Annotated in this window: 13 protein-coding genes and 1 other RNA gene; 5 read left to right on the top strand and 9 right to left on the bottom strand. The window is 62.0% G+C overall.

Translation table 11 applies throughout. From position 1 onward, the window contains the following. Positions 1-84: 84 nt before the first annotated feature. A complete protein-coding gene (locus CWC48_RS11905; RefSeq protein ID WP_078050638.1) occupies positions 85-1,227 on the top strand; it encodes a DegT/DnrJ/EryC1/StrS aminotransferase family protein in 1,143 nt (380 codons plus the stop codon). Between the two features lie 126 nt (positions 1,228-1,353). On the opposite strand, the gene gcvH is transcribed toward CWC48_RS11905, so the two are convergent. The 9 genes from gcvH to CWC48_RS11860 all read right to left on the bottom strand — a co-directional run bounded on the left by gcvH (position 1,354) and on the right by CWC48_RS11860 (position 10,765). Further along, positions 1,354-1,737 carry a glycine cleavage system protein GcvH gene (gene gcvH / locus CWC48_RS11900; protein WP_033897550.1) on the bottom strand — a complete coding sequence of 128 codons (384 nt, stop codon included), beginning with the start codon at positions 1,735-1,737 and terminating at the stop codon, positions 1,354-1,356. Between the two features lie 53 nt (positions 1,738-1,790). After that, positions 1,791-2,873, bottom strand: a complete 1,083-nt coding sequence (gene gcvT, locus CWC48_RS11895; RefSeq protein WP_100491911.1) for a glycine cleavage system aminomethyltransferase GcvT — start codon at positions 2,871-2,873, stop codon at positions 1,791-1,793. A gap of 156 nt (positions 2,874-3,029) precedes the next feature. After that, positions 3,030-4,646, bottom strand: a complete 1,617-nt coding sequence (locus CWC48_RS11890) for an iron ABC transporter permease (protein WP_078050640.1) — start codon at positions 4,644-4,646, stop codon at positions 3,030-3,032. 164 nt (positions 4,647-4,810) lie between these two features. After that, entirely contained in the window at positions 4,811-5,815 is a 1,005-nt protein-coding gene (locus tag CWC48_RS11885; RefSeq protein WP_078050641.1) for an extracellular solute-binding protein, read from the bottom strand. Positions 5,816-5,975: 160 nt separating this feature from the next. Then, positions 5,976-7,193, bottom strand: coding sequence for a 2-octaprenyl-3-methyl-6-methoxy-1,4-benzoquinol hydroxylase (locus CWC48_RS11880; RefSeq protein WP_177409536.1), 1,218 nt, complete (start codon positions 7,191-7,193; stop codon positions 5,976-5,978). A 9-nt stretch (positions 7,194-7,202) separates the two neighbouring features. Beyond that, positions 7,203-7,688 (bottom strand): DUF4442 domain-containing protein, encoded by a 486-nt coding sequence (locus CWC48_RS11875; protein WP_078050643.1) that lies wholly within the window; start codon positions 7,686-7,688, stop codon positions 7,203-7,205. Further along, positions 7,681-8,868, bottom strand: coding sequence for a 2-octaprenyl-6-methoxyphenyl hydroxylase (gene ubiH / locus CWC48_RS11870; RefSeq protein ID WP_100491910.1), 1,188 nt, complete (start codon positions 8,866-8,868; stop codon positions 7,681-7,683). Before ubiH ends, CWC48_RS11875 begins: the two co-directional genes overlap by 8 nt. Continuing rightward, complete coding sequence (gene pepP / locus CWC48_RS11865) at positions 8,865-10,187, bottom strand: Xaa-Pro aminopeptidase (protein WP_078050645.1); 1,323 nt, start codon at positions 10,185-10,187, stop codon at positions 8,865-8,867. The genes ubiH and pepP overlap by 4 nt, the downstream gene beginning before the upstream one ends. Positions 10,188-10,207: 20 nt before the next feature. Continuing rightward, a complete protein-coding gene (locus CWC48_RS11860; protein WP_100491909.1) occupies positions 10,208-10,765 on the bottom strand; it encodes a YecA family protein in 558 nt (185 codons plus the stop codon). A gap of 138 nt (positions 10,766-10,903) precedes the next feature. Here CWC48_RS11860 and CWC48_RS11855 point away from each other — a divergent pair, with 138 nt between their 5' ends. The 4 genes from CWC48_RS11855 to CWC48_RS11840 all read left to right on the top strand — a co-directional run bounded on the left by CWC48_RS11855 (position 10,904) and on the right by CWC48_RS11840 (position 12,323). Continuing rightward, on the top strand, positions 10,904-11,113 hold the full coding sequence (locus tag CWC48_RS11855) for a TIGR02449 family protein (RefSeq protein WP_007982902.1): 210 nt from the start codon (positions 10,904-10,906) through the stop codon (positions 11,111-11,113). Continuing rightward, positions 11,110-11,427 carry a cell division protein ZapA gene (locus CWC48_RS11850; protein WP_003176812.1) on the top strand — a complete coding sequence of 106 codons (318 nt, stop codon included), beginning with the start codon at positions 11,110-11,112 and terminating at the stop codon, positions 11,425-11,427. The genes CWC48_RS11855 and CWC48_RS11850 overlap by 4 nt, the downstream gene beginning before the upstream one ends. A gap of 30 nt (positions 11,428-11,457) precedes the next feature. Continuing rightward, a non-coding RNA gene (ssrS, locus tag CWC48_RS11845) (6S RNA) lies at positions 11,458-11,636 on the top strand. 57 nt (positions 11,637-11,693) lie between these two features. Then, positions 11,694-12,323 (top strand): 5-formyltetrahydrofolate cyclo-ligase, encoded by a 630-nt coding sequence (locus CWC48_RS11840; RefSeq protein ID WP_099493178.1) that lies wholly within the window; start codon positions 11,694-11,696, stop codon positions 12,321-12,323. The last annotated feature ends 1 nt before the right edge of the window (position 12,324 follow it).

The raw sequence follows: 12,324 nt of genomic DNA, 5'->3' as shown, positions 1-12,324 counted from the left end.
CTATATTCAGTCAAGCCGTGCAACCATGCCGGTACTGATACCTCGCTTACTCATCGCCAACCTGAAACGGATGCCTTCGTCGTCATGAGCCAACAGCCCTTCCTGCCGTTTTCCAAACCCACCATTGATGAAGCCACCATCTCGGCGGTCGGTGATGTATTGCGCTCGGGCTGGATCACCAGCGGGCCGAAAGTGCAGGCCTTCGAGGCGCAGTTGTCGGAATACTTTGGTGGCCGGCCAGTGCGCACCTTCAACTCGGGCACCTGCACCATGGAGATTGCCTTGCGCATTGCCGGTATCGGGCCGGGTGATGAGGTCATCACCACACCAATCTCCTGGGTTGCCACGGCCAACGTTATCCTGGAAGTGGGCGCCACGCCGGTGTTCGCCGACATCGACCCGGTGACCCGCAATATCGACCTGGCCCAGGTAGAAGCGGCCATTACCCCGCGCACCAAGGCGATCATCCCGGTGTACCTGGCCGGCCTGCCGCTGGACATGCCAATGCTGTATGCACTGGCGAACAAGTACAACCTGCGCATCGTCGAAGACGCGGCCCAGGCACTGGGTTCGAGCTGGGATGGCGAACGCATTGGCGCTACCGGTGATTTCGTGTCGTTCAGCTTTCAGGCCAACAAGAACATCACCTCTTCCGAGGGCGGTTGCCTGGTCTTGAACAACGCAGAGGAAGCGCGGCTGGCGGAGAAGTATCGCCTGCAAGGCGTGACCCGCACCGGCTTCGATGGCTTGGATGTGGACGTGCTGGGCGGCAAATTCAACATGACCGACATCGCCGCCGCCATTGGCCTGGGGCAGTTTGCGCATATCGAGCAGATCACCGCGCATCGCCAGCACCTGGCGCGGCACTATTTCAAATGCTTTGGCAGTGATTTTGAAGAGCAGTACGGCGCACAACTGCCACCAGCCGACTTCGAAAACAGCAACTGGCACCTGTTCCAACTGGTGCTACCGGAACGCCAGGACGGCCTGCCGGCCCGCGCCACCTTCATGGAGCAGATGCAGGCCCAGGGAGTCGGCATTGGCTATCACTACCCGCCGATCCACCTGCTGAGTCTTTATCGGGCACAGGGGTTCAAGGAAGGCATGTTCCCGGTCGCAGAAAAGGTGGGGCGTTTGATCGTGTCGTTGCCGATGTTCACGGCGATGACAGAGGCGGATGTGGAGCGATCGGTGGCAGCAGTGAAAGCGGTGCTGAAAGCGAACTAAGCACTCACAGCTGACACAATCCAATGTGGGCGCGGGCTTGCTCGCAAAAGCGGTGTATCAGAAACACATTCAGTGACTGACATTCCGCTTTCGCGAGCAAGCCCGCTCCCACAGTGGGTGTTGCGTTTACTCGCCGATGGCGGCTTTGTAGCCAGCAGCATCCAGCAGTTTTTCCAGATCAGCCGGGTTGCTCGGCTTGAGTTTGAAGATCCACGCGCCGTACGGGTCGGAGTTCAGCAGCTCAGGACTACCGCTCAGCTCTTCATTGACGGCAATCACTTCGCCTGCAACCGGAGCGTAGATATCCGAGGCGGCCTTCACCGACTCAACCACACCCGCTTGGCCAGCAGCGTCGAACTGCGCGCCCACTTCGGCCAACTCAACAAACACCACATCACCCAACGCTTCCTGAGCATGGTCGGAAATACCGACGGTCACGGTGCCGTCAGCTTCCAGGCGTGCCCATTCGTGGCTTTCGGCAAAACGCAGGTCGGCAGGGATATCGCTCATAGTCTGTGTCCTCAAGAAGTAATGTCAGCGGCCTTCGGCCTGCCAAAAATAGGTTAGATCAAGGTTTTGCCATGGCGCACGAAGGTCGGTTTGACCACTCGAACCGGGTACCACTTACCGCGGATTTCCACTTCGGCCCGATCGGCAGTTGCCGTCGGTACGCGCGCCAGGGCAATGGATTTGCTCAGCGTAGGAGAGAAACTACCACTGGTGATCTCTCCTTCGCCAATATTGGCGATACGAACCACCTGGTGAGCGCGTAGAACCCCGCGTTCTTCCAGCACCAGCCCGACCAGTTTCCACTGCACACCGGCGGCTTTTTCCGCCTCCAGCGCGGCGCGGCCGATGAAATTACGCTGCGCGGGCTCCCAGGCGATGCTCCAGGCCATGTTCGACGCCAGGGGCGAAACCTCCTGGTGGATGTCCTGGCCGTACAGGTTCATCCCAGCTTCCAGGCGCAGGGTATCGCGGGCGCCAAGGCCGATGGGTGAAATGCCCGCGCCCACCAAGTCGTTGAAAAAGCCCGGTGCCTGGTCGGCAGGCAGGACAATCTCCAGGCCGTCTTCGCCGGTGTAACCCGTGCGCGCGATGAACCAATCGCCATCGGCCTGGCCCTCAAAGGGATTGAGCTGGTGGATCAGGGTGCCGCGAGACTGGGTGACCAGCTCGGCAATCTTTTGCCGGGCGTGGGGGCCCTGAATGGCGAGCATGGCCAATTCAGGCCGTTCATGCAGTTGCACCTGATAGTTACCCAGCTGCGCGTGCATCCAGGCCATGTCCTGGTCACGGGTGGCGGCATTGACCACCAGCCGATAGGCGGACTCGGTTCGGTAGACAATCATGTCGTCCACCACACCGCCCTTTTCATTGAGCATGGCGCTGTACAACGCACGGCCGCAGCCATGCAGACGTTCGACATCATTGGCCAGCAGGTGCTGGAGCCATTCCTTGGCCTGGGGGCCGGTGACATCGATCACGGTCATATGAGATACATCGAACACCCCGCAGTCGCGTCGCACCTGATGGTGTTCTTCAACTTGCGAGCCATAGTGCAGAGGCATATCCCAACCGCCAAAATCGACCATTTTCGCGCCGAGGGCGAGATGCAGGTCATACAGAGGCGTACGCTGTCCCATGGGTTTCTCCTTCCGGGCGTGGCGAAGGTGCGCAGCGTTGCCGTTCGTGCCGGACACCTTGAATTACAAGGCCTGCAGCCACGCCCAGCGACTCGATCCGAAAGACGGACCGCACCGAATGCCGCGCATTGTAGCCGCAAGCCGTAGGACTGGCACCTAACCGATTTGCCGAGCCGAGCGTCGGATCAGCCCGATCACCGGCAAGAGCCCCACCAGAACCAGGCTCAACGCGGGCAAAGAAGCCCGCGCCCACTCGCCTTCGCTAGTCATTTCAAAGATCCGCACTGCCAGCGTGTCCCAGCCGAATGGGCGCATCAGTAAGGTAGCGGGCATTTCCTTGAGTACGTCGACGAACACCAGCAGCGCTGCGCTCAAGGTCCCCGGCAGCAGCAACGGCAGATACACTTTGCAAAACAGTCGTGGGCCACTCACACCCAGACTGCGTGCAGCCTCTGGCAAGGACGGTCGGATGCGCGCCAGGCTGTTTTCCAACGGCCCGTAGGCCACCGCCAGGAATCGCACCAGATACGCCAGCACCAACGCCGACAGGCTGCCCAACAACAACGGTTTGCCCGCCCCGCCGAGCCAGCCGGACAGCGGCACCACCAGTTCACGGTCCAGGTAGCTGAACGCCAACATGATCGACACCGCCAGCACCGACCCCGGCAAGGCATAGCCGACATTGGCCAGGCTGATGCCGGAGCGGATTGCCCGCGTTGGCGCCAGGCGGTTGGCAAAGGCCAGCACCAGCGCCACGCTCACGGTGATCAAGGCGGCGATGCCACCCAGGTACAGAGTGTGGATGATCAGGCCGGAGTAACGCTCATCCAGATCGAAGCGGCCGCGCTGCCAGAACCAGGCGACCAGTTGCAGCATCGGAATGACAAAGGCACAGGCGAATACCAGCCCGCACCAGCCACTGGCGGCGGCCGCCTTGAACCCGCGCAACTGATACAGCGCCTTGCCCCGTGGTCGTTCGTTACTTGGTCGGCTCGCACCACGGGCGCGGCGCTCACCGTACAGCACCAGCATCACCACCAGCAGCAAGAGGCTGGCTAATTGGGCGGCGCTGGACAGGCTAAAAAAGCCGTACCAGGTCTTGTAGATGGCGGTGGTGAACGTGTCGAAGTTGAACACCGAGACCGCGCCGAAATCCGCCAGGGTTTCCATCAATGCCAAGGCCACCCCGGCGCCAATCGCTGGCCGCGCCATGGGCAGGGCCACGTGCCAGAACGCTCGCCATGGCGATTGCCCCAGCACCCGCGCCGCTTCCATCAGGCCTTTGCCCTGGGCAAGGAATGCAGTGCGCGCCAGCAAGTAGACGTAGGGGTAAAACACCAGCACCAGCACGATAATCACGCCACTGGTAGAGCGCACCCGTGGCAGCCTCAAGCCGGTGCCGAACCATTCACGCAGCAGGGTTTGCACGGGGCCAGAGAAGTCCAGCAGGCCCACAAACACAAATGCCAGCACATACGCAGGAATGGCAAAGGGCAGCATCAGCGCCCAGTCGAGCCAACGTCGGCCGGGGAATTCGCAGAGGCTGGTCAGCCAGGCCAGGCTGACCCCCAACACCGTCACGCCCACGCCGACACCCAGCACCAGGGTCAGGGTGTTGGCCAGCAGGCGCGGCATCTGGGTTTCCCAGAGGTGAGACCAGATCTGGTTGTCGATGCTTTGCCAGGACAGCAACAGCACGCTCAACGGCAGCAGCACCAGGGCGGCGACGGTGAAGACCGGCAGGTACCAGCGGCGTTGAGCGGGGTGGGCCAAGGAAAAGCTCTCTGGAAATGATGATTTTGAATTCACCACGAACAATGTGGGAGCGGGCTTGCTCGCGAAAGCGGTGTATCAGTCACAGATGTATCGACTGACACGGCGCTTTCGCGAGCAAGCCCGCTCCCACATTTAGATCTGCGGTGTCCTGCAGATTGTACTTAGTTCCAGCCAGCCCGATCCATCAACCGAATCGCCTCGGCCTGGCGCTTGCCCGCCACTTCCACCGGCAAGGTGTCCGCCACGAACTTGCCCCAGGTCGCCACTTCGGCCGACGGCGGTACCGCCGGGTTGGCCGGGAATTCCTGGTTCACGTCGGCAAAGATCTTCTGCGCCTCAGGCGTGGTCATCCACTCCACCAGCGCCTTGGCCGCTTCCGGGTGCGGCGCGTGCTGGGTCAGGCCGATGCCCGACAGGTTCACATGCACGCCACGGTCACCCTGGTTCGGCCAGAACAGTTTCACGGCCAGGTCCGGTTTCTGCTTGTGCAGGCGACCGTAGTAGTAGGTGTTGACGATCCCCACGTCGCACTGCCCAGCGTTGATGGCTTCGAGCACGGCGATGTCATCCGAGAACACGTCGGTGGAGAGGTTGTTGACCCAACCTTTGACGATCTCTTCGGTTTTAGCCGCACCGTGGGTCTCGATCAAGGTGGCGGTCAGCGACTGGTTATAGACTTTTTTCGCCGTGCGCAGGCACAAGCGGCCTTCCCACTGTTTGTCAGCCAGGGCTTCGTAAGTGGTGAGGTCACCCGGTTTTACCCGGTCGGTGGAATAGGCGATGGTTCGCGCGCGAAGGCTCAGGCCGGTCCAGGTGTGTTTGGAAGAACGGTATTGCAGGGGGATGTTCTTGTCGATCACCGGGGAGGTGAACGGTTGCAGGATGCCCATTTGCTCAGCCTGCCAGAGGTTGCCGGCATCGACGGTGAGCAGCAGGTCGGCGGTGGCGTTTTCGCCCTCGGCCTTGATGCGCTGCATCAGCGGGGCTTCCTTATCGGTGATGAACTTCACCTGCACGCCGGTTTTTTTGGTGTAGGCATCGAACACCGGCTTGATCAGTTCGTCGATGCGCGAGGAGTAGACCACCACTTCGTCGGCGGCCTGCACGGTGGTGCTGCCGATCAGGGTAAGTGCCAGAGCAGTCAGGAGGCGCTTGGGTGCCAACATGGGGCCAGTCTCTCATTTGCAAAAAGAGGGCAAATGATAAGGACTGGCATTTAGTGGCGCTTGGTGGAGGCGTTACCAGATGTTGCATGGCCGGGATTTGCAGTGCGGCTTATGGCCTCATCGCGGGCAAGCCCGGCTCCCACAGGGATCGTATTCAATGTCAGGGCTTGGCCAGCTCCGGCAGATCCCCGCTCAGCCCGAGCGCCTGGCGCACAAACACTGCCTTGGCTTCGGGCATTTGGTCGACCATCTTCAATCCGGCATTACGCAACCAGCGCAGCGGCAGTTGATCGGCCTGGAACAGTCGCTCAAACCCTTCCATTGCCGCCATCAATGCCAGGTTGTGCGGCATGCGTCGACGCTCGTAGCGGCTCAACACCTTCACATCGGCCAGGCGCTCGCCGCGCTCGGTTGCCGACAACAAGACCTCAGCCAATGTCGCCGCATCCAGAAAACCCAGGTTCACACCCTGCCCCGCCAAGGGATGGATGACGTGAGCCGCGTCGCCAATCAACGCCAGGCCTTCGGCCACATAGCGCTTGGCATGGCGCTGGCGCAGTGGCACGCAGACGCGCGGGTCGGCGCTCAGCACCGTACCGAGCCGCCCTTCAAAGGCGCGCTCCAGTTCACGGCGAAAGCTTTCATCATCCAATGCCATCAAGCGTTCAGACTCGGCCGGCGTGGTCGACCAGACGATCGAACACCAATCCTCCTGCCCATCCCGCACCAGCGGCAAAAACGCCAGCGGGCCGGTGTCGGTAAACCGTTGCCATGCCGTGCGCTGGTGCGGCTGGCTGCTGCGCACGCTGGTGACGATGGCGTTATGCAGGTAATCCCATTCGCGGGTCGCGGTGCCGGTCAGGCGGCGCACGGCGGAGTTGGCGCCATCGGCGGCCACCACCAGCGGCGCGCGCAGCTTGCGGCCATCGGCCAAGGTCAGCAGCCACTCATCGCCAGAGCGGCGCATCTGTTCCAGGCGTGCACTGGCCAGCAGGCCCAGGTCGCAGTCGTGCAAGCGGTCGAGCAAGGCATCCTGAACCACGCGGTTCTCGACGATGTGCCCGAGCACGTCGGCATGCACACTGGCCGCCGAGAAATGGACCTGCCCGGTGCCGCTGCCGTCCCACACCTGCATCTCGCCGTAGGGGCTGGCGCGCCGCGACACGATGCCGTCCCACACGCCCAGGCGTTCGAGGATGCGCTGGCTGGCAGCCGACAAGGCGCTCACCCGGGGCTCGAAGGCCGCGTCACGGTCAAACGGCTTGACACTCAACGGGCTGCCATCAAGCAGCAGCACCTGCAGGCCACTGCCTTGCAACGCCAGCGCCAGGGCGCTTCCGACCATTCCGGCCCCGACAATCAGCACATCTGCGCGCATGTCCATGCTTTAAGCCTGTCTCACTGGCGGCTTGCGCCGCACGTAAAGGGTTTTGTCGACCCGCGCCACCAGGGTGCCGGAGCCGTCATGAATCTGCACCTTGAGGTGGGGCAGGTACTTCTCGCCACCTTCGGTGTGTCGACGGATCTCGTCCAGCAAGGCCTCGTCGATGGAAAATTCGGCATATACCGGGCCTTTGCCGGGCGAAACGAAGTCGATACTCGCGGCCTTGTCCCACACGATGTAGTCGCGGCCCAGGTTCTCCATCAGCATCAGCATGTAGAACGGGTCAACCATCGAATACAAGCTGCCGCCGAATTGCGTGCCGACATAGTTACGGTTGTACCAGCCCAGGCCCATGCGCACTTTGACGTGACGAAAATCGGCGCTCATGTGCCGTACGCTGACCCCCGCGCCCAGATACGGTGGGTACAGGGTCATGATCCAACGCAACAACCGTGCCTTGCCCAGGCGCTCGATCAACCACTTACGCATCGGGACGCGTGCCCAGGCCCATGGCCTGACGGGCGAACCAGCGCTTGGCCGGCGGCAGCAGGTCCAGGCCCAGCAGGCCCATGTTGCGGCCCAGGGCGACCAGCGGTTGGGCGCTGCCGAACAGGCGCGTGACCTGGTCGGAAAAGCCCACGGTGAGTTTCTGGTCCAGGCGCTGGCGCTCGCGATAGCCTTGCAAGGTTGCCAAGTCTCCCGGCACTTGCGGCCCGGCCAGCAAGGCCTCGGCCAAGGCGTTCGCATCACGCAGGGACAGGTTGAAGCCCTGCCCGGCAATCGGATGCAGGCTGTGGGCGGCGTTGCCGAGGATCGCCAGGTGGGAACGCACTTGTTCCTCGGCTTCCACCAGTGTCAGCGGATACAGGTGACGCGCCCCAACCTGCTTGAGGGTGCCCAGGCGATAGCCGAACACGCCCTGCAATTCACTCAAGAAGCTGCGTTCGTCGAGACTGGCCAGGCGCTGCGCGTCCATGCCGAGGCGAGTCCAGACCAGCGCGCAGCGGTTGTCCGGCAATGGCAGCAGGGCCATCGGGCCTTCATCGGTGAAGCGTTCAAAGGCTTCGCCGTTATGGGATTCACTCGGGGTGATGTTGGCGATCAGCGCGCTCTGGTTGTACGGGCGGGTTTTCACACCGATGCCTAACTGTTCGCGCAACCCGGAGCGGCCACCATCGGCCAATACGGCGAGGTCGCACTCCAGCACGGTTTCATCGTTGAGGGTCAGGCGGTACCCATCGGGCAGCGGCTCCATGCGCGTGACTTCGGCCGGGCAACGCCAGCTGACCACGTCTTTGTCCAGGCCTTGCCACAGGCATTGGCCCAGCCAGGCGTTTTCCACCACGTAACCGAGGGCCGGCACGCCCTCCTCCATGGCAGACAAACGTGCGGTGGAGAACCTTCCACGGTCCGACACGTGGATCTGCTTGATCGGCTCGGCACGCCGGGAAATGTCCTGCCACAGGCCCAGGCGCTGATAGATCTGCCGAGCGCCGAAGGACAGCGCCGAAGAGCGCGCATCGTAACTCGGTTGGTAGCTGTCGCCCGGCGCGAAAGGTTCGATCAGCACGATCTTCCAGCCACGCGCCTTGGCCCCGGCCTGCAACGCCAGCGCCAGGCTGGCGCCCACCAGGCCGCCGCCGATAATCGCCAGATTGACCCGGCTCATCGGGCAGCCGCCATCAGCGCTTCGATGTCGGCGACGGTCTTGGGCACGCCGCCGGTCAGGATTTCACAGCCTTGCTTGGTCACTACCACGTCGTCCTCGATGCGCACGCCAATGCCACGCCATTTCTTTGCCACAGTCTGGTTGTCCGGCGAAATGTAGATCCCCGGCTCCACGGTCAATGCCATGCCGACCTCCAGCACACGCCATTCGCCGCCCACTTTGTACTCACCCACGTCATGCACATCCATGCCCAACCAGTGCCCGGCGCGGTGCATGTAGAAGGCACGGTAGGCTTCGCTGGCGATCAGTTCGTCGACTTCACCCTGGAGCAGCCCTAGCTCGACCAGCCCGGAGGTAATCACACGCACCGTCGCTTCATGCGCCTGGTTCCAATGTTTGTTCGGCGCGATCTCGGCAAAGGCGGCTTCCTGGGAGGCCAGCACTATCTCGTAGATCGCCTTTTGTTCCGGCGAAAACTTGCCATTCACAGGCCAGGTACGGGTGATGTCGCTGGCATAGCAGTCGATTTCGCAACCGGCGTCGATCAGCACCAGGTCGCCGTCCTTGAGCACCGCGTCATTCTGCTGGTAATGCAGGATGCAGCTGTTGCGCCCGGCAGCGACGATGGAGCCATAGGCCGGCATCTTCGCGCCGCCCTTGCGAAACTCGTAATCCAGCTCGGCTTCCAGGCTGAATTCGTGCAAACCGGCCCGGCTGGCCTGCATCGCCTTCACGTGGGCGGCGCAGGAGATTCGCGCAGCCTCGCGCATCACCTTCACTTCTGCCGCCGATTTATACAGGCGCATGTCATGGAGCAGATGATCCAGGGCAACAAATTCGTTCGGCGGCTGGGCGCCCAGGTGCGCTTTAGAGCGGATCACGTTGATCCACTCCATCAGGTGCCGGTCGAATTCAGCATTGCTGCCCATCGCCGAATACACCCGGTCGCGGCCTTCAATGAGGCCGGGCAGGATGTCGTCGATATCGGTGATGGGGAAGGCATCGTCGGCGCCAAAGTCACGGATCGCGCCTTCGGTACCGGCGCGCAGGCCATCCCACAGTTCGCGTTCGGCATTGCGCTCGCGGCAAAACAGCACGTACTCGCCGTGCTGGCGACCGGGCATCAGCACGATCACCGCTTCCGGCTCGGGGAAGCCGCTCAGGTACTGGAAGTCACTGTCCTGGCGGTACACATGCTCGACATCGCGGTTGCGGATCGCCACGGCGGCGGCCGGCAGGATCGCGATGCTATTGGGTTCCATCTGCGCCATGAGCGCCTTGCGGCGTCGGGTGTATTCCGCTCGGGGGATATGGATCATGGGCAGATGGGCTTCCTTTCTTAGTGCAGCGACGGCTTGGGCGCAGCAGGCTCAGCGGACTTCTTGGTCTCGGTGAACAGCAGCAGCGGCGCGACGCGCAGGTATTCCATCACTTCCATGTAGTCGCTTTCGCCGTCCTCGGACTCTTCCAGGGCATCTTGCACCTGGGAGATAGCGGCCAGATCCTGCAGCACTTCCTGGGCATCGGTGCTCAGGTCCAGGCCGCCGGCGTTGACGCCGAAACCGTGGAGGAAACCCTGGCACCATTGGCCCAGGGCGGCAGCGCGCTCGGTGAGCGGCGCGTCGTCGGTCGGCAGCAGCAGGACCACGGTGACGTCATCACCGGTCAACTCGCCCTTGACCATCTCTTGCAGGCCGATCAGTGCGTTACGCACGTTCTCGGTCGGTTCGGTTTCCAGCAGCTCGGCCACGTCGGCCAGCCAGTTGTCGGCATCAAAGCCAACGCCAGTGCAGCTGCGACCCAACAGCACGCCGTGCAGTTCGGCAGGCGAGCAAGGGTGGCCGCTGGTGCTCAGCAGTTTGGAAAAAGCATCGTACGGGGAGTTCTGAATGGGCATGGTGAGCTAGGCGCCAGACGGCGCAATGTCTAGAATGGAGCGCTGTATCCTAGCACCGGCAGACGTACCAAGACTATCAAGGGCGTCAGATCGTTTATCCTGCAGTTGCCATTCATCAGACAAATCCAGTGGAACCCAATGGAAGACACCGACCTGCAAGCGCTGATGGCCAGACTCGAACTGCTAATTACTCGGGTCGAGCAACTTAAGAGTCAAAACGGACTCCTATTAGCTCAGGAAAAGACCTGGCGCGAGGAACGCGCTCACCTCATTGAAAAAAACGAAATCGCCCGGCGTAAGGTCGAATCGATGATTTCGCGCCTGAAGGCCCTGGAGCAAGACTCATGAGTTCAAGCAATAGCGTCACCGTGCAGATCCTCGATAAAGAGTATTCGATCATCTGCCCCCAGGAAGAGCGCAACAACCTGGTGAGCGCCGCCCGCTACCTGGATGGCAAGATGCGTGAGATCCGCAGCAGCGGCAAAGTGATTGGCGCCGATCGCATCGCCGTGATGGCCGCCCTGAACATTACCCACGATTTACTGCATAAGCAGGAACGCCCCGACGTGCAGGCCAGCGGCTCGACGCGTGAGCAGGTGCGTGACCTGCTGGAACGAGTCGATCTGGTGCTTTCCAGCGATTCAGACGCACCCAAGGGCTGATTGCCGCGACTGTTTAAGGTATACTCGCCCCACTCCCTGGCGTGTTTGCCAGTCGGCGATGTCCCTGAGCCGATTCGCACTACCCTGGAAGTTGCACGTTGGGCTGGTGTGCATGTCCGCTAGACGGAAAGCCTTAAAGCCTACTGCATCTTCCACCTTGAACTTTCGGGTTCAAGGGCTAAGTCGACAGCGGCTCTGTCGGGGAGCCTGAATTCCCAAACTCAATGCCAGTCCTCGGACTGGCATTGTTTTATGAGCCGAAAACCATGACCGAACCTGCGCCGCTTTCCCGTCCGCAACTTCGACGCATGTTGCGCAAAGCCCGCCGCGCCCTCACGCCGAGCGAGCAACGCCAGGCCGCCCACGGCCTGTATCGGCAACTGGCACAGCATCCGCTGTTTCGCCGGGCCAAACATATCTCTTTGTATCTACCGACGGACGGTGAAATCGATCCGCGCCTGCTGCTGCGCGCCGCCCAGCGCCGGGGCAAGGCCACCTACCTGCCGGTGCTCAGCGCGTGGCCGCGGACCAAGATGGTGTTCCAGCGCGTAAGGCCTGGGGAAAAGCTGCTGCCCAATCGCTTTCGCATCCTGGAGCCACGGGTGAATATCAGCCGCCAACGCAAAGTCTGGGCGCTGGACCTGGTGTTGCTGCCGCTGGTGGGGTTCGATGATGCGGGAGGGCGCTTGGGCATGGGCGGCGGGTTCTACGACCGCAGCCTGGCATACCTCGCGCGGCGACAGAGCTGGCGCAAGCCGACGCTGCTGGGCCTGGCCCATGAATGTCAGAAGGTCGAACGGTTGGCACAGGCAAGCTGGGATGTGCCGCTGGCGGGCACCGTCACCGATAAGCATTGGTATATTGCAAAGACGCCACTGGAGTCAGCGGCGCCTTGAA

Source organism: Pseudomonas sp. S10E 269 (genome assembly GCF_002798465.1).
Classification (GTDB): domain Bacteria; phylum Pseudomonadota; class Gammaproteobacteria; order Pseudomonadales; family Pseudomonadaceae; genus Aquipseudomonas; species Aquipseudomonas pergaminensis.
This window is presented reverse-complemented; position numbering and strand designations above follow the sequence as displayed.

Coding starts and splice junctions, on each gene's coding strand:
- gcvT (WP_100491911.1), bottom strand. CDS start 2,873: ATGGGACAGCGTACGCCTCTGTATGACCTGCATCTCGCCCTCGGCGCG.
- CWC48_RS11885 (WP_078050641.1), bottom strand. CDS start 5,815: ATGTTGGCACCCAAGCGCCTCCTGACTGCTCTGGCACTTACCCTGATC.
- CWC48_RS11855 (WP_007982902.1), top strand. CDS start 10,904: ATGGAAGACACCGACCTGCAAGCGCTGATGGCCAGACTCGAACTGCTA.
- CWC48_RS11850 (WP_003176812.1), top strand. CDS start 11,110: ATGAGTTCAAGCAATAGCGTCACCGTGCAGATCCTCGATAAAGAGTAT.
- pepP (WP_078050645.1), bottom strand. CDS start 10,187: ATGATCCATATCCCCCGAGCGGAATACACCCGACGCCGCAAGGCGCTC.
- ubiH (WP_100491910.1), bottom strand. CDS start 8,868: ATGAGCCGGGTCAATCTGGCGATTATCGGCGGCGGCCTGGTGGGCGCC.
- CWC48_RS11860 (WP_100491909.1), bottom strand. CDS start 10,765: ATGCCCATTCAGAACTCCCCGTACGATGCTTTTTCCAAACTGCTGAGC.
- gcvH (WP_033897550.1), bottom strand. CDS start 1,737: ATGAGCGATATCCCTGCCGACCTGCGTTTTGCCGAAAGCCACGAATGG.
- CWC48_RS11840 (WP_099493178.1), top strand. CDS start 11,694: ATGACCGAACCTGCGCCGCTTTCCCGTCCGCAACTTCGACGCATGTTG.
- CWC48_RS11875 (WP_078050643.1), bottom strand. CDS start 7,688: ATGCGTAAGTGGTTGATCGAGCGCCTGGGCAAGGCACGGTTGTTGCGT.
- CWC48_RS11880 (WP_177409536.1), bottom strand. CDS start 7,193: ATGCGCGCAGATGTGCTGATTGTCGGGGCCGGAATGGTCGGAAGCGCC.
- CWC48_RS11905 (WP_078050638.1), top strand. CDS start 85: ATGAGCCAACAGCCCTTCCTGCCGTTTTCCAAACCCACCATTGATGAA.